Origin of the sequence: Streptomyces sp. NPDC101165, from assembly GCF_044768135.1 — a bacterium.
In the GTDB taxonomy this organism is placed as follows: Bacteria; Actinomycetota; Actinomycetes; order Streptomycetales; family Streptomycetaceae; genus Streptomyces.
On sequence record NZ_JBIWPG010000011.1, the window covers coordinates 49,377 to 71,271 of the forward strand.

Annotated in this window: 25 protein-coding genes and 1 pseudogene; 15 read left to right on the forward strand and 11 right to left on the reverse strand. The window is 70.6% G+C overall.

What is annotated here, in order from left to right; translation table 11 throughout:
• Positions 1–14 precede the first annotated feature (14 nt).
• The 10 genes and pseudogenes from ACIRVH_RS23925 to ACIRVH_RS23970 form a co-directional block, all read right to left on the reverse strand.
• Complete coding sequence (locus tag ACIRVH_RS23925) at positions 15–737, reverse strand: hypothetical protein (protein WP_403956461.1); 723 nt, start codon at positions 735–737, stop codon at positions 15–17.
• Between the two features lie 25 nt (positions 738–762).
• The gene (locus tag ACIRVH_RS23930) at positions 763–1,887 is read right to left on the reverse strand and encodes a tetratricopeptide repeat protein (protein WP_403956462.1); all 1,125 of its coding nucleotides are present in this window, start codon (positions 1,885–1,887) and stop codon (positions 763–765) included.
• The gene (locus ACIRVH_RS23935; protein WP_403956464.1) at positions 1,884–3,170 is read right to left on the reverse strand and encodes an ATP-binding protein; all 1,287 of its coding nucleotides are present in this window, start codon (positions 3,168–3,170) and stop codon (positions 1,884–1,886) included. The genes ACIRVH_RS23930 and ACIRVH_RS23935 overlap by 4 nt, the downstream gene beginning before the upstream one ends.
• Positions 3,171–3,208: 38 nt before the next feature.
• Positions 3,209–3,448 (reverse strand): annotated as a pseudogene (locus ACIRVH_RS23940) (hypothetical protein); the annotation flags it as partial.
• Positions 3,449–3,545: 97 nt separating this feature from the next.
• The gene (locus ACIRVH_RS23945; RefSeq protein WP_403956466.1) at positions 3,546–5,030 is read right to left on the reverse strand and encodes a sensor histidine kinase; all 1,485 of its coding nucleotides are present in this window, start codon (positions 5,028–5,030) and stop codon (positions 3,546–3,548) included.
• On the reverse strand, positions 5,027–5,761 hold the full coding sequence (locus ACIRVH_RS23950) for a response regulator transcription factor (protein ID WP_403956468.1): 735 nt from the start codon (positions 5,759–5,761) through the stop codon (positions 5,027–5,029). The genes ACIRVH_RS23945 and ACIRVH_RS23950 overlap by 4 nt, the downstream gene beginning before the upstream one ends.
• Positions 5,762–5,848: 87 nt before the next feature.
• Entirely contained in the window at positions 5,849–6,073 is a 225-nt protein-coding gene (locus ACIRVH_RS23955) for a hypothetical protein (RefSeq protein ID WP_403956470.1), read from the reverse strand.
• Between the two features lie 28 nt (positions 6,074–6,101).
• Complete coding sequence (locus tag ACIRVH_RS23960) at positions 6,102–7,115, reverse strand: S1C family serine protease (RefSeq protein ID WP_403956472.1); 1,014 nt, start codon at positions 7,113–7,115, stop codon at positions 6,102–6,104.
• 162 nt (positions 7,116–7,277) lie between these two features.
• The gene (locus tag ACIRVH_RS23965; protein WP_403956474.1) at positions 7,278–8,300 is read right to left on the reverse strand and encodes a LacI family DNA-binding transcriptional regulator; all 1,023 of its coding nucleotides are present in this window, start codon (positions 8,298–8,300) and stop codon (positions 7,278–7,280) included.
• 97 nt (positions 8,301–8,397) lie between these two features.
• Complete coding sequence (locus tag ACIRVH_RS23970; RefSeq protein WP_403956476.1) at positions 8,398–9,177, reverse strand: winged-helix domain-containing protein; 780 nt, start codon at positions 9,175–9,177, stop codon at positions 8,398–8,400.
• Between the two features lie 181 nt (positions 9,178–9,358).
• On the opposite strand from ACIRVH_RS23970, the gene ACIRVH_RS23975 reads away from it, so the two are divergent.
• The 8 genes from ACIRVH_RS23975 to ACIRVH_RS24010 all read left to right on the forward strand — a co-directional run bounded on the left by ACIRVH_RS23975 (position 9,359) and on the right by ACIRVH_RS24010 (position 14,784).
• On the forward strand, positions 9,359–10,264 hold the full coding sequence (locus tag ACIRVH_RS23975; RefSeq protein WP_403956478.1) for an alpha/beta hydrolase family protein: 906 nt from the start codon (positions 9,359–9,361) through the stop codon (positions 10,262–10,264).
• 59 nt (positions 10,265–10,323) lie between these two features.
• Positions 10,324–10,578 (forward strand): MoaD/ThiS family protein, encoded by a 255-nt coding sequence (locus ACIRVH_RS23980; protein WP_094217022.1) that lies wholly within the window; start codon positions 10,324–10,326, stop codon positions 10,576–10,578.
• Positions 10,579–10,582: 4 nt separating this feature from the next.
• The gene (locus ACIRVH_RS23985; RefSeq protein ID WP_403956481.1) at positions 10,583–11,785 is read left to right on the forward strand and encodes a hypothetical protein; all 1,203 of its coding nucleotides are present in this window, start codon (positions 10,583–10,585) and stop codon (positions 11,783–11,785) included.
• A 320-nt stretch (positions 11,786–12,105) separates the two neighbouring features.
• Positions 12,106–12,843, forward strand: a complete 738-nt coding sequence (locus ACIRVH_RS23990) for a DUF2993 domain-containing protein (protein ID WP_403956483.1) — start codon at positions 12,106–12,108, stop codon at positions 12,841–12,843.
• A 198-nt stretch (positions 12,844–13,041) separates the two neighbouring features.
• Complete coding sequence (locus ACIRVH_RS23995) at positions 13,042–13,122, forward strand: Ms5788A family Cys-rich leader peptide (RefSeq protein ID WP_350751515.1); 81 nt, start codon at positions 13,042–13,044, stop codon at positions 13,120–13,122.
• Positions 13,123–13,253: 131 nt separating this feature from the next.
• A complete protein-coding gene (locus ACIRVH_RS24000) occupies positions 13,254–14,099 on the forward strand; it encodes a sulfurtransferase (protein ID WP_403956485.1) in 846 nt (281 codons plus the stop codon).
• A 44-nt stretch (positions 14,100–14,143) separates the two neighbouring features.
• Entirely contained in the window at positions 14,144–14,431 is a 288-nt protein-coding gene (locus ACIRVH_RS24005) for a DUF1416 domain-containing protein (RefSeq protein ID WP_145875861.1), read from the forward strand.
• Positions 14,432–14,520: 89 nt separating this feature from the next.
• On the forward strand, positions 14,521–14,784 hold the full coding sequence (locus tag ACIRVH_RS24010) for a DUF3099 domain-containing protein (RefSeq protein ID WP_403956487.1): 264 nt from the start codon (positions 14,521–14,523) through the stop codon (positions 14,782–14,784).
• Between the two features lie 10 nt (positions 14,785–14,794).
• Here ACIRVH_RS24010 and ACIRVH_RS24015 read toward each other — a convergent pair whose 3' ends face one another.
• Complete coding sequence (locus ACIRVH_RS24015) at positions 14,795–15,157, reverse strand: DsrE family protein (protein WP_403956489.1); 363 nt, start codon at positions 15,155–15,157, stop codon at positions 14,795–14,797.
• A gap of 108 nt (positions 15,158–15,265) precedes the next feature.
• Between ACIRVH_RS24015 and ACIRVH_RS24020 the strand changes: the two genes are divergently transcribed.
• The 7 genes from ACIRVH_RS24020 to ACIRVH_RS24050 all read left to right on the forward strand — a co-directional run bounded on the left by ACIRVH_RS24020 (position 15,266) and on the right by ACIRVH_RS24050 (position 21,876).
• The gene (locus tag ACIRVH_RS24020) at positions 15,266–16,012 is read left to right on the forward strand and encodes a hypothetical protein (RefSeq protein ID WP_403956491.1); all 747 of its coding nucleotides are present in this window, start codon (positions 15,266–15,268) and stop codon (positions 16,010–16,012) included.
• Positions 16,009–16,776 (forward strand): hypothetical protein, encoded by a 768-nt coding sequence (locus tag ACIRVH_RS24025; protein WP_403956493.1) that lies wholly within the window; start codon positions 16,009–16,011, stop codon positions 16,774–16,776. The genes ACIRVH_RS24020 and ACIRVH_RS24025 overlap by 4 nt, the downstream gene beginning before the upstream one ends.
• Positions 16,773–17,690, forward strand: a complete 918-nt coding sequence (locus ACIRVH_RS24030; protein WP_403956495.1) for a hypothetical protein — start codon at positions 16,773–16,775, stop codon at positions 17,688–17,690. Before ACIRVH_RS24025 ends, ACIRVH_RS24030 begins: the two co-directional genes overlap by 4 nt.
• A gap of 226 nt (positions 17,691–17,916) precedes the next feature.
• The gene (locus ACIRVH_RS24035; RefSeq protein WP_403956497.1) at positions 17,917–18,492 is read left to right on the forward strand and encodes an FABP family protein; all 576 of its coding nucleotides are present in this window, start codon (positions 17,917–17,919) and stop codon (positions 18,490–18,492) included.
• 392 nt (positions 18,493–18,884) lie between these two features.
• A complete protein-coding gene (locus ACIRVH_RS24040) occupies positions 18,885–19,553 on the forward strand; it encodes a hypothetical protein (protein WP_403956499.1) in 669 nt (222 codons plus the stop codon).
• Between the two features lie 299 nt (positions 19,554–19,852).
• On the forward strand, positions 19,853–21,247 hold the full coding sequence (locus tag ACIRVH_RS24045) for an N-6 DNA methylase (protein WP_403956501.1): 1,395 nt from the start codon (positions 19,853–19,855) through the stop codon (positions 21,245–21,247).
• Positions 21,244–21,876, forward strand: coding sequence for a restriction endonuclease subunit S (locus ACIRVH_RS24050; RefSeq protein ID WP_403956503.1), 633 nt, complete (start codon positions 21,244–21,246; stop codon positions 21,874–21,876). The genes ACIRVH_RS24045 and ACIRVH_RS24050 overlap by 4 nt, the downstream gene beginning before the upstream one ends.
• The last annotated feature ends 19 nt before the right edge of the window (positions 21,877–21,895 follow it).

Sequence of the window (21,895 nt, forward strand, 5' to 3'; positions counted from 1 at the left end):
TGGGGAGCCGCTGCTCAGGGCTGTTGCGGCGCCTTGGGAAGCTGTGACTCCCAGCGCCGGTTCAGCAGCGCGGCGAGCACCGCGAACGTGCCCAGCGGAAGCCACAGGAACAGCAGGAGCGTGGGCGGGTGGTCCGAGGTGAACAGGAGCACCACCCACAGCAGGAAGCCGCAGACCAGGGCGACGACGCCGCCGACGGACGCCCGCTCCCACGCCTTGCGGTGCCCGGCCCGCCGCCGTATCAGCGCCTCCACCTGCGGCCGTGGCTCCCAGGCGGCGCCACGGTGCCGGGCGGCGGCCTCGCGCAGCGCGGCGACCTCGGCGGGCACGTCGTCCAGCTGCCAGTCGTCCAGATGCGGCAGCACGAACCGGCGGCCTTCGGTGTCGTACAGGAACGTGAGCCACTTGCGGGCGGACGCGGGGGCCTTCGGAACCGGCTCGGCCCGGATGTCGTAGATCTCGTGCCAGGCCCGGCCGCGTTCGGTCACCGCCCGGTGTGCGGTGATCCCCAGGGCCCCGACGAGGGTGCGGCCGCGCCGCAGGTACAGCCACATCTTGACGAACAGCACGACGTACAACGCGGCGAGTGACACCGGAACCCAGGAGGGCGTGCTGTGCTGCCGCCACATCTGGACGACGCCGTTCACGCCCAGCAGCCCCATGCCGAGGACGAAGGAGCGCGGTGCCTTTCTCTGTTTGCGGTACTCGCGTTCGATCCCGCCGCCGTACGTGTCCACGCCCCGCCCGCCTTCGTGTGCCGCCTCAGGTCCGCTTCCGCCGGTCGAACCAGATCGTGGCCGCCGTCGGTACCAGCCCCGCCCAGAAGATGATCTGCGGCACGGTCCGGTCCGTCCATGGGATCTGCGTGAGAACCAGGGCACAGAGCATCGCCCAGGCGGCCTGGCCCAGGACGATGCGGGGCCAGCGGCGGCGGTTGATCAGGGAGCGGAGGTTGTAGCGGACTCCCATGCGCAGCCGGCGGTAGCGCAGCAGGGCACCCAAGGCCCAGACCGCGGCCATGGGGACGAGGTCCCACAGACGCTGGCCCACGGGGAGCGGCAGGGCGCGCCGGCTGTGGCCGTCGGTGGCGAAGAGGTCGAGTCCGGCGGCGGCGAGGCCGACGCACAGCACGGCGAGCCAGCGCACTCCGCGCAGCAGCCGGTACGAGGCGTCGTCCAGGCCCTGCTGCATGGGCGCCGAGTCCGGGGCGGCGGCGAGGGCGTCGGCGTAGAGCGTGGCGGCCTCGGCGGCCTTGACGCCGGGTGCGGCGGCGGCCTTCCTGGTCTGCCGGGCCAGCGCCTGCTGGTGGTTCGGGTCGAGCCGGAGGATGGCCTGGTCCATCTGGTCGGCGACGGTCCGGTTGCCGCCCATGTCGGCGATCAGCCATGCCACCTCGTAGCCGAACACCTCCTCGGGCGCCAGGCGGATGGCCTGCTGGGCCAGTTCGGCCGACTCCTGGAGGAACCGGTCCATGGCCTCCCGGGTGACTTCCCCGCCGTTGGCCTGCCCGAAGGTGATGGCCCGGATGCGGAACAGCCAGTTGGCGAGCATCGCGTACCCGTACCAGTACTCGGGTGCGAGACGGATGACCTGGCGCAGGACGCCCTCGGTCTCCGGGAAGCGGCCGCCCACCGCCTGCAGGGCGCGGGCGTGCTGGATGAGCGCGGCGATGTCCTCGGGGTCGAGCGCGAGCGCCCGTTCGGTCGCCTCCAGCGCCTGGCCGGCCTCGTTCCCCAGGGCGAGATGGCACCGCGCGAGCCTCACCCAGGCCCGGACGTCGTCCGGGTCCTCGGCGAGCCGCTGCCCGAGCAGCTTCTTGGCCTCGTCGTACCGCTCCAGTTCGAAGAGCATGTCGGCCCGCTCCAGGGCGGGGTGCACGGCGGTCACAGCTTGCGCCTCTTCTTCAGATGGGCGATCAGGTCGTCGTACATGCCGCCCTCGTTGGCGAACATCGCCACGTTCCGGGCGGAGGCGAACCACGGATCGGTCGACGGGTTGATCTCCTTGGCCGCACCGAGCAGGTCCTTCATGCCGATCAGGCGGACGGTGCCGGTGCGGGCCGAGTCGAGCAGCGCGCGCTCGGCGGCCGCCTCGCAGACATGCGCGAGGTCGGCGCCGGACAGGCCGTCGGTGACCTTGGCCAGTTTGGCCAGGTCGATGTTCTCGATGGGGCGTTCGCGCAGGTGGTAGCGGAGGATCGCCTCGCGGGCCGGGGCGTCCGGCGGCAGCACGAGCAGGGTGCGGTCCAGCCGGCCGGGGCGGCGCAGCGCGTTGTCCACGTCCCAGGGGACGTTGGTGGCCGCGAGTACGAACACGCCCTCGTTGGCGGCGGAGTCGATGCCGTCCAGCTCGGTGAGCAGCTGGTTGACGGTGTTGCGCATCCCGCTGTGCGCGGTACGGCTGCGCTTGGCGCCGAGCGCGTCCAGCTCGTCCAGGAAGACCACGCAGGGGGCCTGCCGGCGGGCGGTCTGGAAGATCTCGTGCATATTGCGCTCGGAGTTGCCCATCCACATGTCGAGCACGTCGTTGACCGACACGGACAGGAAACCGGCGCCGAGTTCACCGGCGATCGCGCGCGCGATGAACGTCTTCCCGCAGCCGGGCGGACCGTACAGCAGCAGTCCGCCGCGCAGGCTCTTGCCGTACAGCTTGCGCAGCTCGGGGTTGCGCAGCGGTGCGAGGAAGGCGGCCTCCAGCCGGTCCTTGACCTCCTGCATCCCGCCGACGTCGGCGAGCCGCACCCCACCGGGCCGCTCGACGTCCCACGCCTCGGCGTCCCCGGGGTCGTCGTCGCCGTCGGCCCGGGCCGGTGTCGCGGTGAAGCGGGGCGGTACGGCATCCCCGACCTGCTGCTCGGCGGCCTGCCAGTCGAACCCGCCCCGGGCCCCGGCGGCCGGGGCAGGTGCGGCGGACGGTGCCGCTTCGGGTGCCGGCTCCGGCTCGGCGGGCGGGGCCGGCTGCTGCGGTACTCCCATGGCGCGGGCCATGAGCTGCCGCGCCTGTGCGTCCCCGGGCGCGTGCTGCAACGCGAACGCCACCTCGGCGACGGCGGCGTCCGGCCGGCCGTCGTCCAGCAGCAGCTCGGCGAGGTGCAGTCGCAGGGGTACGTCGGCGGGTGCGGCGGCAACTGCCGTACGCAGGCTGCGAATCAGTGGGGAGTCTTCCGGCATGGGCCATACCCTACGGACCCTTACGGCCCCGCCCTCGGTCAGGAGGCGGCAGGCGTCCAGTCACCCAGCCAGTCCGCGACCTCCTGCTGTGCGGCCTGGGCGTCGGTCGGTTGAGGACGGTCCGCGCTCGCCGTGCCCGCGCCCGCGCCGCCCGAAATGAAGTCGACGTTCCCGACGACGTAGGAGTTGGTCATGTAGACCCGGCCCAGCTTCTCCTTGGCCGCGGTGTCGAGGAGCAGGGTGTCCTGGTCCCCGCTGACGATGACCCCGTCGAGGAAGGGGTGCGGGGGCTCATGGGCGACTCCGGTCCCGATGGTCGTGTGGGGTGACCTGGAGTCGCCGCGAAGGGCGGGAAGGTTGCCGGGCGGATCCCTCTTACGGGCCGGCGGTCTCCGGCGGAGCCGTGCGCGCCCCCGGCAGCCGTACCGTCGCCACCGTGCCGCCGCCGTCCGCCCGGGCGAGGGCGACCTCGCCGCCCGCCTGCTGGACCGTGCGGGCCACGATGGACAGGCCCAGGCCCGAGCCCGGCAACGCTCGTGCCGAAGGCGAGCGCCAGAACCGGTCGAAGACGTGGGGGAGTTCGTCGGCGGGGATGCCGGGGCCGTGGTCGCGGACGGTCAGGACGCCGTCGGTCAGCTGGACGTCGATCATGCCGCCGTCGGGGCTGAACTTCACCGCGTTGTCGAGGATGTTGACGATCGCCCGCTCCAGGGCGGAGGGCTCCGCGCGTACGAACCAGGGCTTCAGGTCCGCCGTGATCGTCAGTTCCGGTCCGCGCAGCCGGGCCCGGTGCAGGGCGGCCTCGACGGTGTCCTGGAAGGCGACGACCTGGACGCGTTCGCCGCGCTGGCCCTCCGAGCGGGACAGCTCCTGCAGGTCGCCGATGAGGGCGGCCAGCTCCGTCATCTGCGCCTTCACCGAGGCGAGGAGCGCCTTGCGGTCCTCCGGCGGGATCGGGCGGCCCGTCTCCTCGCTGCGGGTGAGCAGTTCGATGTTGGTGCGCAGGGAGGTGAGGGGGGTGCGCAGTTCATGGCCGGCGTCCGCGATGAGCTGCTGCTGCAGGTCGCGGGAGCTGGCCAGGGCGGTGGTCATCGAGTTGAAGGAGCGGGAGAGCCGGGCGACCTCGTCCTCGCTGTCGTCCTCCACCGGGATGCGGACACTCAGGTCCTCGGTCCGTGCGACGTGCTCGACGGCCTCCGTGAGCTTGTCGACCGGCCGCAGTCCCGCACGGGCCACCGCGAGGCCCGCCGCACCGGCCCCGACCACGCCGATACCGGAGACGGCGAGGAGGATCAGGGCGAGGTCGTTGAGCGTGTTCTGGGTGTTCTTCAGCGGTATCGCGACCTGGAGAGCCGTGTCCGGAACCAGCGTCGGCGGAGTGCCCAGACCGTTGGTGACGGTCAGGGGCTGGGTCAGCACGCGTACGGCGTTGCCCTCGGCGTCGGTGCCGTTGCGCACGAGGAATTTCTGGTGCAGGAGTCCGCCGTGGGCGGCCGCGTCGGCAATGACGGCGATGTCGGAGCCGGTGGTCCTCACCCGGCCCGCGGAGTTCGCGAACACACAGGCGGTGCCGTCGCGCTTCATGAGCTGGTAGTAGCTGCTGTGGATGTGGAAGCCGCCGAGGTCGGACCCGCTCGGCTTCTGCGGACACGACTCCAGCGTGGACATCGCGTCCCCCGGCCGCTGGGGCGAGGAGGCCTTCTGCAGGTCGTTGTCGACCTGGTCGTACAGCTTCCGCTCCACGATGAACCAGCAGGTGACCGAGACCGCGGCCACCGCGAACGCCACCGCCGACGCCACCAGCATCGCCAGCCGCGCCCGGATCGGCAGGGCCCGGTACCTGCGGACCAGCTTGTTCACTCCGCGCCGCCCTGTCGAAGGACGTACCCCACGCCCCGGACCGTGTGCACGAGCCGCGGCTCGCCGCCGGCCTCCGTCTTGCGGCGCAGGTACATGACATAGACGTCCAGGGAGTTGGACGACGGCTCGAAGTCGAAGCCCCACACGGCCTTGAGGATCTGCTCGCGGGTGAGGACCTGGCGCGGGTGGGCCATGAACATCTCCAGCAGGGTGAACTCCGTGCGGGTCAGTTCGACCTGGCGGCCACCCCGGGTGACCTCGCGCGTCGCGAGGTCCATGCGCAGGTCGGCGAAGGTCATCGCCTCGTCCTCCTGAGCCTCGGCGGACACGGCCGACGCATAGGTGCTGCGGCGGAGCAGGGCCCGGATGCGGGCGAAGAGTTCGTCCAGCTCGAAGGGCTTGACCAGGTAGTCGTCGGCCCCGGCGTCCAGGCCCGTCACCCGGTCGCCGACCGTGTCGCGGGCCGTGAGCATGAGGATCGGGGTCGTGTCGCCGGCGCCCCGGATGCGGCGGGCGGCGGTCAGGCCGTCCATGCGGGGCATCTGGATGTCCAGGACGACCAGGTCCGGCCGGTAGGCCTGGGCCTTGTCCAGCGCGTCCGCGCCGTCGACGGCGACCTGCGTGTCGTACCCCTCGAACGCGAGGCTGCGCTGGAGCGCCTCGCGCACGGCGGGCTCGTCGTCGACGATCAGGATGCGCTGGGGGTCACGGTCGACTTCGGCGGGGCTCATCGCTCGCGTTCCTCGGGGTGCGGTGGGTCGTGGACGGGTGTCTCTCAGCCTCGCACGAGTCGAGGCCGCCGGGCAGGTGCGCCGGGCTCAGACGCCCAGCGTGCTCAGCTCGCTGATCGCGGAGAGGCGGTGCAGTGGCACCTTGTGGCGGTGCGGGCGGCCGGCGGAGGTGCGCAGCCCCATCAGCTGGGGGACGGGCGGCACCTCCGGGGCGCGCGGGGCCGGCGTGTGCAGTGCGTGCGCGACCGAGAGGGCCAGGGCGAGGTCGGCCGGACCGGTGCCGGCGGCCTGGTGCGAAACCTGCTTGATCATGACGTACTCCCTCGTGCCTCGCGGGGGCTCAGCTGGTGGAGCCCGCCCGCAGCTTGGCCAGGTCGGACTTGACGGTGTTGACGGGGATCGCGAAGCCCAGGCCGATGCTGCCCGCGTCCGACGAGGACGAGGACTGCGAACTCGACGAGTACATCGCGGAGTTGATGCCGATGATGTTGCCGTTCGCGTCGATCAGCGCGCCGCCGGAGTTGCCGGGGTTCAGCGAGGCGTCCGTCTGGATCGCCTTGTAGGTGGTCGTGGACGAGCCGGTGTCGCCGTTGAACTGGCGGCCGCCGAACTGGAACGGCCACTGTCCGTCGCCGCCCTGGTTCTGGCCCTGGTTCTCGTCCGTGGAGACGGTCACGTCGCGGTCGAGCGCCGAGACGATGCCACTGGTGACGGTGCCGGTCAGGCCCTCGGGGGAGCCGATCGCCACGACCGAGTCGCCGACCTGGACGTTCGAGGAGTCGCCGAGCGAGGCGGTCTTCAGACCGGAGGCGCCCTTCAGCTTGATCAGCGCGAGGTCCTTGGAGCTGTCGGTGCCGACGATCTCGGCGGTGTAGCTCTTGCCGTCGCTGGTGCGCACCTTGACGGAGGTGGCGCCGGAGACGACGTGGTTGTTGGTGACGATCTCGCCGTCACCGGTGATGACCACGCCGGAGCCGGTGGACGAGCCGCTGCCGAGCGTCGCCCGGACCTCGACCACGCTCGGGCCGACCGCGGCGGCGATCGCGGCGACGTCGCCCTTCTTGCTGGAGGGGACCACCGTGGTGGTCGTACCGGTGGAGTCGACCGTGTCCTTGCCGGTCAGCTCCTGGAAGGCGTAGGCCGTGCCGCCGCCGACCGCGGCCGCGACGACGGCCACCGCCGCGAGCAGCCCTATCGGGCCGCGGGTGCGCTTGCGCCTCGGCGCGGGACCGGGCTCGGGGGCGGGCATCGTGGCCGTCGGGGGCTCGTACGGCGGCGGGGGCGGCCATTCGGGGTTCACGGGAGCGGAGTAGCTGTGCGGCTGCTGGCTGTATGCGCCCTGGCTCTCGGTCATGACATGAGGATGTCCCGCAACCATGAGAGCTTCCTGAGTGCTTCCTGAGAAGCCCGGCAGAACCTCGTTTGCCCGATGTAAAGAGGCCTCTCGCGCCCCGGGCCGGGCTCTCACGAGCCCTTCATGAAGCGCTCGGCCGAAGGGCTCGGCCTCGCGCAGGGCTCAGACGCAGCCGCAGCTCGTGCGGACCACGAGCCGGGACGGGAAGGTCTTCAGCCGCTCGCGCCGCGAGCCCGCCACCCTGAGCCCGTCGTCCAGGACGAGGTCCACCGCGGCCCGGGCCATCGCCGAGCGGTCCGAGGCGATCGTCGTCAGCGGCGGGTCGGCGAGCGCCGCCTCCTTGATGTCGTCGAACCCGGCCACCGCCAGCTCGCCGGGCACGTCGATGCGCAGCTCGCGCGCGGCCCGCAGTACGCCGATCGCCTGGTCGTCGGTGGAGCAGAAGACCGCGGGCGGCCGGTTCGGACCGGCCAGGACCTCCAGGGCCACGCGGAAGGCGTCGTAGCGGTTGTACGGCGCCTCGAACAGGCGGCCCTCGGTGGAGATGCCGGCCTCGGCCATGGCCCGCTTCCAGCCCTCGACGTGGTCGGAGACCGGGTCGCCCACGGCCGGCGTCTCGGCCGTACCGCCCATACAGGCGACGTACTCGTAGCCGTGCTCCAGCAGGTGCCGTACGGCGAGCTGGGCGCCGCCCAGGTCGTCGGTGACGACGGCGACGTCGTCGATGGCCTCCGGACGCTCGTGCAGCAGCACCACCCGGGCGTCCCAGGCCTCGATCTCGGCGGCCGCGAGGTCGTTCAGCGCGTGGCTGACCAGGATCAGGCCCGACACCCGCATACCGAGGAACGCACGCAGGTAGTGCACCTCGCGTTCGCCGATGTAATCGGTGTTGCCGACGAGCACCATCTTTCCGCGCTCGGACGCGGCCTGCTCGACCGCGTGGGCCATCTCGCCGAAGAAGGGCTGACGGGCGTCCGGGATGATCAGGCCTATGAGGTCGGTGCGCCGGGACGCCATCGCCTGGGCGACCCGGTCGGGCCGGTACCCCAGCTCCTTGATGGCAGCGAGGACACGCTCGCGCGTGGCCGGGGCGACCGGCCGGGGTCCGTTGTTGATGACATAACTGACGACGGCGGTGGAGGTCCCAGCCAGCCGTGCCACATCATCCCGAGTCACCTTGGCCACGCGCGGAGTCTACGCGGATGGACCCGCTCTGGGCAGGGCGTATCGCATGCTGACTGTGCGGTAGCAATGCCCCGCACAAGCGGGTCCCATGCCTCCGCTACGCGTCCGCGTGGACCTCGGAGTCGTCCAGGACCGCCGATGCGCCCGTATCTTCCGCCTTTGCCGGGTCCGCCTTGGCCTTGGAGCCGTCACCGGACCGGTCGCCTTTTTCGGGCGTAACGAATCGATAACCGACGTTCCGGACGGTCCCGATCAGCGACTCGTGCTCGGGGCCGAGCTTGGCGCGCAGCCGCCGTACGTGCACGTCGACGGTCCGGGTGCCACCGAAGTAGTCGTAGCCCCACACCTCCTGCAGCAGCTGGGCGCGGGTGAAGACGCGGCCCGGGTGCTGGGCGAGGTACTTGAGGAGTTCGAACTCCTTGAAGGTGAGGTCCAGGACCCGGCCCTTGAGCTTGGCCGAGTAGGTCGCCTCGTCCACGGACAGATCGCCGTTGCGGATCTCCATCGGGGAGTCGTCGTTGACGATCTGCTGCCGGCCCATCGCGAGCCGGAGCCGGGCCTCGACCTCGGCCGGGCCCGCGGTGTCGAGCAGGACGTCGTCGATGCCCCAGTCGGCGGTGACGGCGGCCAGGCCGCCCTCGGTGACGACGAGGAGAAGGGGGCAGCCGGGGCCGGTCGAGCGCAGCAGCTGACAGAGGCTGCGCACCTGCGGCAGGTCGCGGCGGCCGTCGACGAGGATGACGTCGGCGCCCGGCGTGTCGACCAGGGCGGGGCCTTCGGCCGGGGCGACCCGCACGTTGTGCAGGAGCAGACCCAGCGCGGGCAGCACCTCCGTCGACGGCTGGAGGGCGTTGGTCAGGAGCAGCAGAGAACTCATACGTCTGGTTCCTCCTCGGTCCCTGCGAGGACGTGTGCGGTGCGGCACTGCTCTGCGATCCCGAAGGCCCCGTATGTCCGCGGTCACCTGAGGTTTCCCGCTTCGTATACAACGCTTCCGAAAGCACAAAAGGACCCGGGGGCTACGCTGCCCGAGTCCTCTGCCCAGCAGAATAGCCCACATGAGCAACCGTCCGGCAGGTCATACGGCACGTTCCACCGTTCGTCCGAATCCCGAGACAGGCAGACGGGGCCCTAACAGGACGTTTCTGCGCACGGCCGACGGAGTTCCGGTCGATTCCGTATACAACCCGGCAGCGGTCGTATACGAAGCAGCGCCGGACACCTCACGTCCACTCTCCGGCGACCTGGTGTTCGTGATCGCCCACGGCTTCACCGGGGACGTGGACCGGCCGCATGTACGAAGGGTGGCGGGCGTCCTCGCCCGTTACGGCGCCGTCGTCACCTTCTCCTTCCGGGGGCACGGCGCCTCGGGCGGCCGGTCCACGGTCGGCGACAGGGAGGTGCTGGACCTGGCCGCCGCGGTGGAGTGGGCGCGCGGCTTCGGGCACGCGCGCGTGGTGACCGTCGGCTTCTCCATGGGCGGCTCGGTGGTGCTGCGGCACGCGGCCCTGTCCCCGGGCACGGTCGACGCGGTGGTCTCGGTCAGCGCCCCCGCGCGCTGGTACTACCGGGGCACGGCTCCCATGCGCCGGCTGCACTGGCTGATCACCCGCCCCGAGGGCCGCCTGGTCGGCCGCTACGGCCTGCGCACCCGTATCCACCACCGCGTGGGGGCACCTCCCACGCCTTTCGGGCAGTGGGGGAGGAACCCGGTGCCGCTCTCCCCGGTGCAGGCGGTCCCGAGGATCGCCCCCACCCCGCTGCTCATCGTGCACGGCGACCGCGACGGCTACTTCCCCCTCGACCACCCCCGGATGCTCGCCGAGGCGGCCGGTGACCACGCCGAACTCTGGCTGGAGCCCGGCATGGGCCACGCCGAGCACGCGGCGGACGAGGCCCTGCTGGCCCGGATCGGCGACTGGGCCGTCGGCCACGCGCGTTCCGGCGCCGCCGGGGTGCCTTAGCCTGACACCGTCCGTCCCTAGTCTCTTGTCAGCTCTCCTGTCGTCGATTGAGGAACCAGATGCCCAAGGTCACGGTCCGCTACTGGGCCGCTGCCAAGGCCGCGGCCCAGGTCGCCGAGGAGCCGTACGACGCGGCCACCCTCGCCGACGCGCTCGCCGCGGTGCGTGAGAGACACCCCGGTGAACTCACGCGCGTCCTGCAGCGATGCTCCTTCATCGTCGACGGTCACCCCGTGGGGACCCGCGCGCATGAGACGGTACGGCTGGCCGAGGGCGGCACGGTCGAGGTGCTCCCGCCGTTCGCAGGAGGATGAGGCGTTGAGCGACCAGCCGTATCAGGGCGGGCCGTACGAGGGGTACGAGGGTTACGACCCGTACGGACAGCACCAGCAGCAACAACAGCAGCATCAGCACCAGGCGGCGCCGCAGGCCTGGCCCGGGCAGCAGCCCCAGGCCGGGTACGACCAGTACGGCGGCGGGCAGGGCCAGTACGCCGACGCGTACCCGCAGACGGGGTACGACCCGCAGCACACCCAGCAGTGGCAGGGCCAGACCTGGGAGACGCAGACGCACGGGCACGTGCACGCGGCGGAGACGGCGTACCTGCCGGCGCAGGAGCCGTTCGCCCCGCAGGCGCCGGCCGCCGAGCCCCAGCAGTACCAGCAGCCGCAGCCCGCGTCCCAGCAGTACCAGCAGCCGCAGCCCGAGCCCGAGTCCGAGGCGGATGCCTCCTACGGCCCCGCCACCCTCTCCGGCAACTCCCGCATCACCGACGCGCAGCGCGCCCGCCTGGAGGGACGCTCCCCGGTCATCGAGCCCGGCATGCAGCCGGCGCTGCTCACCGCCGCGCTGGGCCTGCTCCTCGCCGCGACGGCCCCCGTCGCCTCGTACGCCCTCGTCGTACCGCTGGTGCTGCTCCAGGCCGTGACGGCGGCGGGCTGGTTCCGGCTGAACGGCATGTGGCCCGCCCGCCAGGGCATCGCGCTGGCCTTCCTGGGCGCGCTCACCGCGGACGTGGCGGTCCTGGTCGCGGGCCGCGACAACGCGCCCGCCGCGATCCTCGGCCCCCTCGGCCTCTGGGTCCTGCTGTCCCTGGTCCTCCAGCTGCGCTCGCACGCCTCGGCGGACGAGCGGATGTACGGCCTGATGGCGACGGTCGCCTCCTCGTCCCTCGCGGTCCTCGCGACGGGTTACCTGGCCGCCGACCCGCACGCCGTCTCGGTGGGCGCGGCGGCGGTGGCCGTGGCGATCCTGGCCCGCGCGCTGCCGCTGCCGACCCCGGCGTCGGTCGTGGTCTCGGTGCTGGCCGCCGCCGGCGCGGGTATCGCGGTGGGCGGCATGACGGGTCTCGGCGCGAAGGGCTCCGCCCTGGGAGCGGCTGCTGCGGTCTGCGCCCTGATCGGCCACCGGGTCGCCAGCTACGACTACCCGTCCCGCTTCGTCCACTTCACGGCGGGCGTGGCGCTTCCGTTGTCGGCGGCGGCGCCTGTCGTCTGGGTACTGGGGCGGGCCTTGGGCTAGGCGCCGTTGGGCCTGGGGGCCGACCCCTTGTGCGGGTGCCTGGGGGGTTGCTCGCGCAGTTCCCCGCGCCCCTTGGGTAGCTTGCGCTGACCGACCTCAAGGGGCGCGGGGCTGTGTCCGACATGCGGCTCCGCCGCGCGGGCGCGACCAGCCACAACGCACCCGCACCCGGCATGGAACCCGGACTCCCACGGCGCAACCCCGCACCCGGCCCAGCCCACTGCGCCCCGTCACAACTGATCCACAATCCGAACCCGGCCGAGCCCCGCAGGGTTACCGTTGCGTAGCTGGACACCGTCGCCGACCCGGGGGAACCACACATGCGCGCCCTGCGAATAATCCTGATCCTCGTCGTGATCCTGGGCGGGCTCTTCGTGATCGCCGACCGCGTCGCCGTGCACTTCGCCGAGGGCGAGGCCGCGGACAAGCTGAGGACGACCGAGAACCTGGCGTCGACCCCGGACGTGGACATCAAGGGCTTCCCCTTCCTGACCCAGGTCGCGGGCGGTTCCCTGGACGACGTCGAGGTCGGCATCAAGGACTACGAGGCGGCCACCGGCACCAACGGCAAGACCATCCGCATCGACGACCTCAAGGCCGACATGAAGGGCGTGGACTTCTCCGGCGACTACAGCTCCGCCACCGCGGCGACCGCCACCGGTACCGCGACGATCTCCTACGACGAGCTGCTGAAGACCGCCAAGTCCGAGCCGACCGAGGTCGCCCCGGGGATCACCGCCCGGGTCGTCGGCCTCTCCGACGGCGGCAACGGCAAGATCAAGGTCATGGTGGAGGGGACCGTCGCGTCGGTCGGGCTCAAGCAGACGGTGCCCGTCCTCAGCTCGGTGACCGTCGAGAACGACAAGGTCCGGGTGCACGCGGACAGCCTGCCCAAGCTGGGCGCCGCCGCGATCGCCGAGAACCGCATCCGCCAGATCACCGACTTCCAGCAGGCTGTCGACCAGCTCCCCGGCGGTATCAAGCTGGACAAGGTGCAGGCCGCCGAGGACGGCGTGGAGATCAGCGTGAAGGGTTCGAACGTCCGGCTGGCGGGGTAGTACGACAGCCGACCGAACGGCGGGTGTCCGACAGGCGAGACGCCCCTGTCCGCACCGCAGATGCACTGACCGGCACAAGCGCCCGGAGGCCGTCCCACGACGCCCCGGGCGCTTCTCTGTCCCAATATTCGGACGATCTCGTCTCAGAGTCCGACACGCCGGTGACACGCCCGCCCGGACGTCCCTACGATCGGGGCCATGAAGCGACAGGCGGATCTCACGAAGCGGCGGGCAGTCGACCTGTGCCGCGTTGCCGCCATGCTCTGTCGCCCCTTCTGAGCGAAAGTCCCCGACTTCCGCATCTCACCCCAGCCCTGATGGAAGGGCACCCGTGCGCCTCCGGACGAACCGGAGCCGTACCCGTACGCATTCGCACGCCTCGCCGTAACTGCCCCGGAGGAGAGAAGAGCATGAGCCGCAGCGACGTCCTCGTCGACGCCGACTGGGTCCAGGACAACCTGGACAACCCCGGCATCGCGATCGTGGAGGTGGACGAGGACACGTCCGCCTACGAGAAGAACCACATCAAGAACGCGATCCGCATCGACTGGACCAAGGATCTGCAGGACCCGGTCCGCCGCGACTTCATCGACCAGGAGGGCTTCGAGAAGCTCCTGTCGAAGAAGGGCATCGCCAACGACACGCTGGTGATCCTCTACGGCGGCAACAACAACTGGTTCGCGTCGTACGCCTACTGGTACTTCAAGCTCTACGGCCACGAGAACGTCAAGCTCCTCGACGGCGGCCGCAAGAAGTGGGAGCTGGACGCCCGCGAGCTGGTCGACGGCGCCGACGTGCCCGAGCGCGCCGCGACCGACTACAAGGCCAAGGCCCAGGACACCTCGATCCGCGCCTTCCGCGACGACGTCGTGGCGGCCATCGGCTCGCAGAACCTCGTCGACGTCCGCTCGCCCGACGAGTTCTCCGGCAAGCTGCTCGCCCCGGCGCACCTCCCGCAGGAGCAGTCGCAGCGTCCGGGCCACGTCCCGACCGCCCGCAACATCCCGTGGTCGAAGAACGCCAACGACGACGGCACCTTCAAGTCGGACGACGCGCTCAAGGAGCTCTACGCCGACGAGAACGTGGACCTCGCCAAGGACACGATCGCCTACTGCCGCATCGGTGAGCGCTCGGCCCTGACCTGGTTCGTGCTGCACGAGCTGCTGGGCGTCCAGAACGTCAAGAACTACGACGGTTCCTGGACCGAGTACGGCTCCCTCGTCGGCGTGCCGATCGAGCTCGGCGCCAACAAGTAATCCATTCCGACCGACCTTCTGGTCAGACCCCTCTGGAGAAAGACATGTGTGGAGCGAAGGCCGGCGGCCCGGACGCCTCGACGATCAAGCCCGGTGAGACCACGATCCAGGGTCAGGTGACCCGCGACGGCGAGCCGGTGACCGGCTACGTCCGGCTGCTGGACTCGACCGGCGAGTTCACCGCGGAGGTTCCCACCTCCGCCACGGGACAGTTCCGTTTCTACGCGGCCGAGGGCACCTGGACCCTCCGCGCCCTCGTCCCCGGCGCCACTGCCGACCGCACGGTCGTGGCCCAGAAGGGCGGCCTCGCGGAGGTCGCGATCGCGGTCTGAGCAACCTCAGAACCGGCTGAAGGGCCGCACCCCCCGGGTTGGACGCCTGGGGTGCGGCCCTTCGGCCTGCCCGGACCTACCCTGGAATCGTGCTCTCGAGGCGACGTCATCTGTACCTCGCCATGATGGGGACCTGCATCGGTCTCTTCGTCCTGGCGTGGGCAGTCGTGCGCCTCTGGTCGATCCCCGCGGCGGTCGGCATGTGCGTGGTCGCCATGGTCATCCCGCCCGTGGCCGCGATGGTGGCCAACCGGCGCGGCCCCGACGACCGCTGGTGGGACGACCCCTCGGGAGACCCGCAGTCCGACGAGTGGTGGGACGAGCTGGACGGGAAGAAGCGGCCCAGGTCGTGAGACGGGCTGCTCAGTAGACGAGCGCCTGCGTCTCGTCCCCCAACGCCTCCTGCACGAAGACCTGCGCGCCCGCGATCCGTACGCCGTCCAGGACGTCCTTCTCGGTGATCTCGCGCCGGGCGGCGCACTGCGTGCACAGCGTGATGCGGCCGGCCGCGAGGATCGAGTCGATCAGGTCCGGCAGCGGCGCGGCATGCGGCAGTTCGAACTCGGCGGCCCGCCCCGGCAGAGCGAACCAGGACGACTCCCCGGTCAGCCACAGCGAGACCTCGACCCCGCTGGCCACGGCCACCGCCGCCACCGTGAACGCCTGTGAGCAGCGCTCGGGTGCGTCGGCCCCGGCGGTCACCTTGATCACGAGCTTCTTCGCCATGGCCGAATCGTAATCCTTTCCCTTACAACTCCATGCACATGCCATGAGTCTTCTGTGCGCGCGGATGACGGAATCCACGCTTCCCGTGATCAGGGAGACGTCTTGGAAGTGACAGAAGAGAGATCCGACGCGCCGGACGCACCGGTTGTGCCGGATGCGCCCGACCCGACCCGGCCCCGCCGGCGCGGCCGTACGCCCCGGCTGGTCGGCGCCGCCGCCCTGCTCGGCCTGGTCGCCGGCACCTGTGCCGGGTACCTCGTCCAGGCCGACCGTGAGCCCACGAAGCTGCCGCCGCTCTCCCAGCCGGTGATCGAGCAGGCCAAGGGCGAGGTCGAACCGCTCTCGGCCGCGCAGGACCGCAAGGTCAGGACCGACGGCGACCTGCGCAAGCTGCTGCTGGCGAAGCCGCGCGGCACGCGGGCGGCGGACTGGCTGCCCCGGGACGGCTGGATGGACCTGGCCGCGTACGCCGGCGACTACACCGACGCGGGCCAGGAGTTCAGCTCGCTCGTCACGGACCAGTTCCGCCGGGCGGCCGTCACCGGCTGGAGGGTCGGCCACGCGTACAGCGTGGAGATCCGGCTGGTCCAGTTCCGCCAGGAGGACTCCATGGCGGCCACCGACTCCAGCCACAACCTCCAGGACGACGCGGAGTCCGTGTCGCCGACCGACAGCTGGAGCATCCCCGGCACCGGGGACGGCAGGGCGTATGTGCACAACCACGCGCCGCTCTACAGCGCCGAGGCGCATGCCTGGCGCGGGGACATAGCGATGGAGATCTGGGCCTACAGCTCCAAGCCGATCACCAAGAAGACGATCACGGACCTGGCCGAGCGGCAGATGGAGCGGCTGTGACCGAGAACCAGAACGAGCCCCGCCGCCGGGACCGGGTCGCGGCCGTCGTCGGTTCCGTGCTGCTGGCAGGAGCCGTCGTCGCCGGGGTCGGCTGCACCGTCGTGACCGTGCAGGGCGCCGACCGCGACGCGGGTGCTCCCGCGTGGAAGTTCCCCAAGGCCAAGGCCGACAAGGAGCGGGCGGAGTCGCGCAAGGGGCTCGCCGGCATGCTCGTGCCGTACGGGACCGACAACTGGACCCGCGGCCCCGACATCGGACAGTTCGGTTCCGACGCGCAGCTGAGCGGCGCCCAGGCCACGGCCCTGCGGAAGGAGTCGGTGAGCAGCCTCCCGCGGTCCCTGCGCAAGCGGATGGAGCAGCAGATCGACCGGCAGCACCTCAAGGGCATGGCGATGCGCAGCTACTACAGCGACCAGTCCAAGGCCTACCTGTGGAACGAGCAGATCTACTCGGTGAACATCGTGCTGGCCGAGATGGAGGACACGGCCGCGGTGCGCTCCGCCTCCAGGCTCCAGAACACGTTCCTCGACGCCCTGGGCGTCCTGCGCGCGGGCCCGCAGATCAAGGGCCACGAGAACGCCAAGTGCTTCCGCTCGCCCAAGGGCTCCGACGAGGACCTCGGCATGATGCTCTGCTCGGGCTATGTCGGAGACATCCTGGTGAACGCCACCGCGTACGGCCCGAAGTCGCTCGACGCCGACGGAGTCGCAAAGCTCATGACCACCCAACTCGACCGCATCGCCGAACCGGGGAAGGCCGTATGAGCGAGCAGGAGACGGCACCGGAGACGGCGCTTGAGATGACGCAGGAGACGGCGCCGGAGGCCGCGACCACGACCCTCCCGCAGCAGCCCGTGGCACCGGCCCCTTCCGAGGCCGAGACCGAGACCGAGGCCCAGGCCCCCGCCCCCGGCAAGGATCGCCGCGTCCTGCGGGCCGTCCTGCGCTGGACCGCGGCCGTCGCGGTCTGCGCCGTGGTCGGCACGGGAACGGCGTACGGGATCACCCGGATGGACCGGACGGACGTCCCCGGACTGGCCACCGCCTCGGACGGCCGCTGGGACTACCCGGAGCTGACCAGGCCGCCGCTGCCCTCCGGCAGCCCCGGGCCGTTCGCCGACGCGAACCCGGCCGGCGCCCACTACGCCGACCTGCGCGCCCTGCTCCTGCCCGCGCCCGAGGGTGTGAAGGAGGACAAGGCGCTGCGCGGCTCGGACGGCTGGCTGGCGACGAGGGACTACCTGGCGGAGTACGCCGTCAAGGAGGAGCGGGACGAGCTGCGGCAGAAGCTCGTCGACGCCGGCCTGCGGCACATCGCGGCCCGCGGCTGGACCACCCCGGACGGCATCCGGACCCGCGTCTACCTGCTGCAGTTCGACACGGCGAACGTCGTGGACAACCAGTTCGCGAGCGACAACGTCGCCTACGGCACCCCGGCCTACCAGGTGCGCGGCTCCGGCGAGGCCGTCTACGACGAGGGCTTCCCCGAGCGGGCCGCCGTCTCCGGGGTCGAGCGCACCGCCTACGTCGAGTCGAAGCCGTACGGCGCCGAGCAGGTCCGGCAGGCCTACGTCGCCGCGGGGGACGTCTTCGCGGTGATCCTGCAGTCCCGGAAGGGGACCGCACCCGCCGTTCCCTTCCAGCAGACCGTCGTCCTGCAGAGCCAGCTGCTCGGCTGATCCGGGGGACGCCCGAGGGCGTACCTGACCGGGAGCCCCGGGCCCCGGACGCGTAAGCTGGGGCCCGGCTCTGTCGTACGCCCACCCTCGCTCAAGGAGCACCCGTGGAGATGTTCTTCGAAACCCTGCTGGTCCTGGTCTGCGTCGGCGTCCTCGCCTTCGCCGGACTGACCGTGAAGAAGCTGTACCAGGGCCAGCGCTGACCCCCACCTAGGAACTGCCGCTCATGATCGAGATCCCGTCCGACCTCCACAAGGACCTGGTCCCCCTCGCCTTCCTGCTCGGTAACTGGGCCGGCGCGGGCGTCCACGACTTCCCCGGCTCGGAGAAGTGCAACTTCGGGCAGGAGGTCACCTTCACCCACGACGGCCGGGACTTCCTGGAGTACCGCTCCCACACCTGGGTGCTGGACAACGACGGGAACAAGGTCCGTCCGCTGGAGTCGGAGTCCGGCTTCTGGCGGATCGACGCGGGCCGCAAGGTCGAGGTCACGATGACCCGCGACAACGGCGTCATCGAGATCTGGTACGGCGAGCTGGCTGCCAAGAAGCCGCAGATCGACCTGGTCACGGACGCCGTGGCGCGCACGGCCGCCTCCCAGCCGTACAGCGGCGGCAAGCGTCTGTACGGCTACGTCAAGAGCGACCTCATGTGGGTCGGCGAGAAGCAGACCCCCGAGGTCGAGCTGCGCCCCTACATGTCGGCCCACCTGAAGAAGGTCGTCACCCCGGAGGAGGTCGAGCGCTGGGCCAAGGCCCTGCCGGACGACCTGCCCGACGACGGGATCGCCTTCTTCAAGTAGGCCAGTCATTCAGGTTTGCGTCATCGTGATGGCTCCGCGCACTGCGCTGGGGCCATCAACTGTTTCTGGCACCTCGGTGTTCCGAACAGCCAGGTGGGGTTAACAGATTTGGGGCGCAGTGCACTGCGGTTGCAGAGGGGTGTCGTCTGTCGCTACGGTTGGGTTCAACGGCGCGGCATGCCAACGGAGTTGGCGCTATGCAGAGAAGCTGTGCGCGAAACAGAAACCCCCGGCTGCCCTAGGGGCGGCCGGGGGCCTGTAAATCCGTGCCCTGGGTGGCGTGCTGTGCAGAGGCGAGCCCAGGGCTTTCGCTACCCAACGTATCACGCTGAGTCTGTTCCTGTACTGAAACGCGTCTCGGGCCCTGGTGTGCCCGAATGAGGGGGATCTCGATGAGCAACAAGCTGCCGGAGTGGATGCTGCGAGCGTTCTCGACGTTGCGGCTGGCGCGCTACGTCCGAGCGGCGCGTGGCAATGCTGTGGTGGCGGGGCGACTGTACTGGTGGAACGTCGAGGCTTCGGCCGCGCTCTACGGTTCTCTGCACTGCCTGGAACTCGCGCTGCGCAACGCGGTCCACAAACAGCTCTCCCTCGCCCACCACAGGGACGACTGGTGGACGACGGCTCCCCTCAATCCGAACGGGCAGCGCCTTGTGGCCAAGGCTCGGACCAAGTGCGAGCGCCGGGGACTCGTCCCGGCACCGCCCGACAGCATGGTTGCCGAGTTGTCCTTCGGCTTCTGGGCGTCGCTGGTCAGTGGGGGATCGGGCTACGACCGGCTGTTCTGGGTGCCCACCGTGCACAAGGCGTTCCCACACTACTCGGGGCGCCGTGATGCCCTGTACGACGGCCTGTGGTCGCTGGTGCTGCTGCGTAACCGGATCATGCATCACGAGCCGATCCACCACCGCGACCTCGCCGCCGACCATGCCAAGATCTACCGCATGCTCGGGTACCTCGACCCCGGGCTGGCCAAGGAGGCCCAGGCCATGGACCGCTTTCCGTCCGTTCTCGCGGGCAAGCGGGATGCTCTGCGTGGTTCCAGGCCTTCGCGATTCTGATGGGTGGAGGAGCGGTGAGCGACTTCGGGGGGGTCCTCGTCTCAAGGGCCGACATCGCCCGGTTCGCCGGGGTGAAGCGACCTGCGGTGACGAACTGGGAGCGCCGGCACGCGGACTTCCCCCAACCTTTCGGGGAGCCCACCCGGGGGCCCGCAGATATCGAGGTTTTCTCGGCGGCGGAGGTGCTGGCCTGGCTCGACCGGCGCGCCATCCCGGCGAACGCCAGGCGATCCGACGAGCTCGAAGGAACCACCTACGGTGATCGGTTCCGATCCTCGCTCGGCGGAACCAGGACCGGAGTGCTGCTCAAGGCCGTGGACAGGCTGAGCGGTCCAGAGGCGGAACGATTCCGTGGGGAGCTGTCCCACGCCGACTACATCACCGTGCTGCTCACTCTCGTCTACGTCAGAGGATGCCTGCCCGAGGAGTGGGAGAGGATCGTGAGCGAGGTCCGCCGATTTCAGTTTCCGCACTCCGGCGAACTGCTGGTGCGCATACTGGCGAGCGCGGTCCGTCGAGGGCTGGGACCCGAGCATGAGCGCCTTCTCCTAGCCCTTTCCCAGAACCTGGGCGGCTCCCGCGTGGCCGACACCATCCGGCTGCTGGACGACACGGGACCGGTGGACCGAGCCGAACACGCCCATGCCTTTGAAAGGCTCATGGCCTGCTACAGCGATCTCATGGGCAAGAGGGCGGGCGACTTCTTCACGCCTCGGGCCGCCGTCGACGTTCTCACGAAGCTCGTCGCCGACGGCAGTCAGGACGTCAGGAGTGTGCATGATCCGTTCGTACGGGCGGGTGAGCTGCTGTCGGCTGCGTGGGACGCGGTGGCGGACGCACAGGGCAGCCCTCTCGAAGTGAGTGGCGCGGGCGTGGGCGAGCACCCGCTGGCGCTGGCGGGCATGAACCTCGCCTTGCACGGCGTTCCCGAAGCCCGGCTCTGGACGGGAAGCACAGCTCCCTCGGCCGGGAACGCCCCCTGGCACCAGAGTTTCGACCGCATCGTGACCAATCCCCCGTTCAATATGAAGCTTGACCATCCCGTTGGGCACGGGCACGGGCACTGGCGCTACGGCTCGCCGCCCCAGCACAACGCCAACTTCGACTGGCTCCAGTACGCCGTGACCTTCCTGAAGCCAGACGGTCGCGCAGCCGTCCTCATGCCTGACATCGCCGCGTTCTCCGCCAACCCCTCGGAGCGGAGGATCAGGGCCGCGATGGTGGAGGACGGCGCGGTGGAGGCGCTGATCGCGCTGCCGGCTCAGCTCTTCACGACGACAGGCATCCGTGTGACGATCTGGCTGCTACGGCATCCGACGGGGACGTGCGACGAGATTCTGTTCGTCGACGCCAGTCACCTCGGCTCGCTTGTCTCCCGTGTCCAGCGGGAACTGGCACCGCACGAGACCCAACGCATCCTTGAGGAATACCGGTCCTGGACCGCTGCCCGGGCCGAGGGCAGCGCGTTCGCGGGGACCGAGGGCCTGAGCAGGGCTGTGTCCATTGAGAAGATCAGGGAGAAGGACTACACCCTCAGCCCTGCCTTCTACGTGCCGAGCGGTACGCCGTCCGGTGCCAGGTTCGCAGAGCCCGCAGACCTGGCTGCCCTTGCCGGGCATCTGACCGAGCTGCACACGCGAGCCCGGGACGTGGACGCCGCGGTCGAAGAACTGCTGGGGAGGTATGGCCTGTGAGCGAGGACGGACTCGACGATCTCCCGCAGGGATGGCGGCGTGCCCCTCTCGGTGAGATCTGCGACATCCAGGCGGGCGGCCCGGCCGTGCGCAGAAACGAACAGGCGCAGACAGGGATTCCGCTGGTTCGCCCGGCCGATCTCGGTCACCAGCGGATCTCGGCCCGGTCCGCGATGGTGCACGTCGATCCCGAGACGGCACGGGGACTGCGCAAGTACCGGATCGTCACCGACGACATTCTGGTGACCCGCACCGGAACGGTGGGACGGGTAGCGCTCGTCACCGACGACGAGAGCGGGTGGCTGTACAACACCCACCTTCTGCGTGTGCGAGCGCACGATCCGGCGCAGGCCCCGTACCTGCTCGCCTACCTTTCCCACCGACGGGTCGCCGACTGGCTCGAGCGCCGGGCGGCCGGAACCACCGGCATGCGGTCGATCACAGTGCGCACACTGCAGGACCTGCCGGTGTCGTTGCCCCCACTCGACCGGCAACGGGAGATCGGAGCCGCGCTCAAGGCGGTCGACGAGCAGATCAGGGCACACGAGGAGATCGTCCGGGTGGCCGCGGACCTGCGCGAGACCCTTGCGGAGCTCCTGATGACGGGCCGCCTGCCAACAGGCCCTTGACGGGCGTGGGCCCTTCTAC

Bases quoted from the DNA above. Each gene is read 5' to 3' on its own strand.
- ACIRVH_RS23935 (WP_403956464.1), bottom strand. From the start codon at position 3,170: ATGCCGGAAGACTCCCCACTGATTCGCAGCCTGCGTACGGCAGTTGCC.
- ACIRVH_RS23950 (WP_403956468.1), bottom strand. From the start codon at position 5,761: ATGAGCCCCGCCGAAGTCGACCGTGACCCCCAGCGCATCCTGATCGTC.
- ACIRVH_RS23955 (WP_403956470.1), bottom strand. From the start codon at position 6,073: ATGATCAAGCAGGTTTCGCACCAGGCCGCCGGCACCGGTCCGGCCGAC.
- ACIRVH_RS23960 (WP_403956472.1), bottom strand. From the start codon at position 7,115: ATGACCGAGAGCCAGGGCGCATACAGCCAGCAGCCGCACAGCTACTCC.
- ACIRVH_RS23970 (WP_403956476.1), bottom strand. From the start codon at position 9,177: ATGAGTTCTCTGCTGCTCCTGACCAACGCCCTCCAGCCGTCGACGGAG.
- ACIRVH_RS23975 (WP_403956478.1), top strand. From the start codon at position 9,359: ATGAGCAACCGTCCGGCAGGTCATACGGCACGTTCCACCGTTCGTCCG.
- ACIRVH_RS23980 (WP_094217022.1), top strand. From the start codon at position 10,324: ATGCCCAAGGTCACGGTCCGCTACTGGGCCGCTGCCAAGGCCGCGGCC.
- ACIRVH_RS23990 (WP_403956483.1), top strand. From the start codon at position 12,106: ATGCGCGCCCTGCGAATAATCCTGATCCTCGTCGTGATCCTGGGCGGG.
- ACIRVH_RS23995 (WP_350751515.1), top strand. From the start codon at position 13,042: ATGAAGCGACAGGCGGATCTCACGAAGCGGCGGGCAGTCGACCTGTGC.
- ACIRVH_RS24000 (WP_403956485.1), top strand. From the start codon at position 13,254: ATGAGCCGCAGCGACGTCCTCGTCGACGCCGACTGGGTCCAGGACAAC.
- ACIRVH_RS24005 (WP_145875861.1), top strand. From the start codon at position 14,144: ATGTGTGGAGCGAAGGCCGGCGGCCCGGACGCCTCGACGATCAAGCCC.
- ACIRVH_RS24015 (WP_403956489.1), bottom strand. From the start codon at position 15,157: ATGGCGAAGAAGCTCGTGATCAAGGTGACCGCCGGGGCCGACGCACCC.
- ACIRVH_RS24030 (WP_403956495.1), top strand. From the start codon at position 16,773: ATGAGCGAGCAGGAGACGGCACCGGAGACGGCGCTTGAGATGACGCAG.
- ACIRVH_RS24035 (WP_403956497.1), top strand. From the start codon at position 17,917: ATGATCGAGATCCCGTCCGACCTCCACAAGGACCTGGTCCCCCTCGCC.
- ACIRVH_RS24040 (WP_403956499.1), top strand. From the start codon at position 18,885: ATGAGCAACAAGCTGCCGGAGTGGATGCTGCGAGCGTTCTCGACGTTG.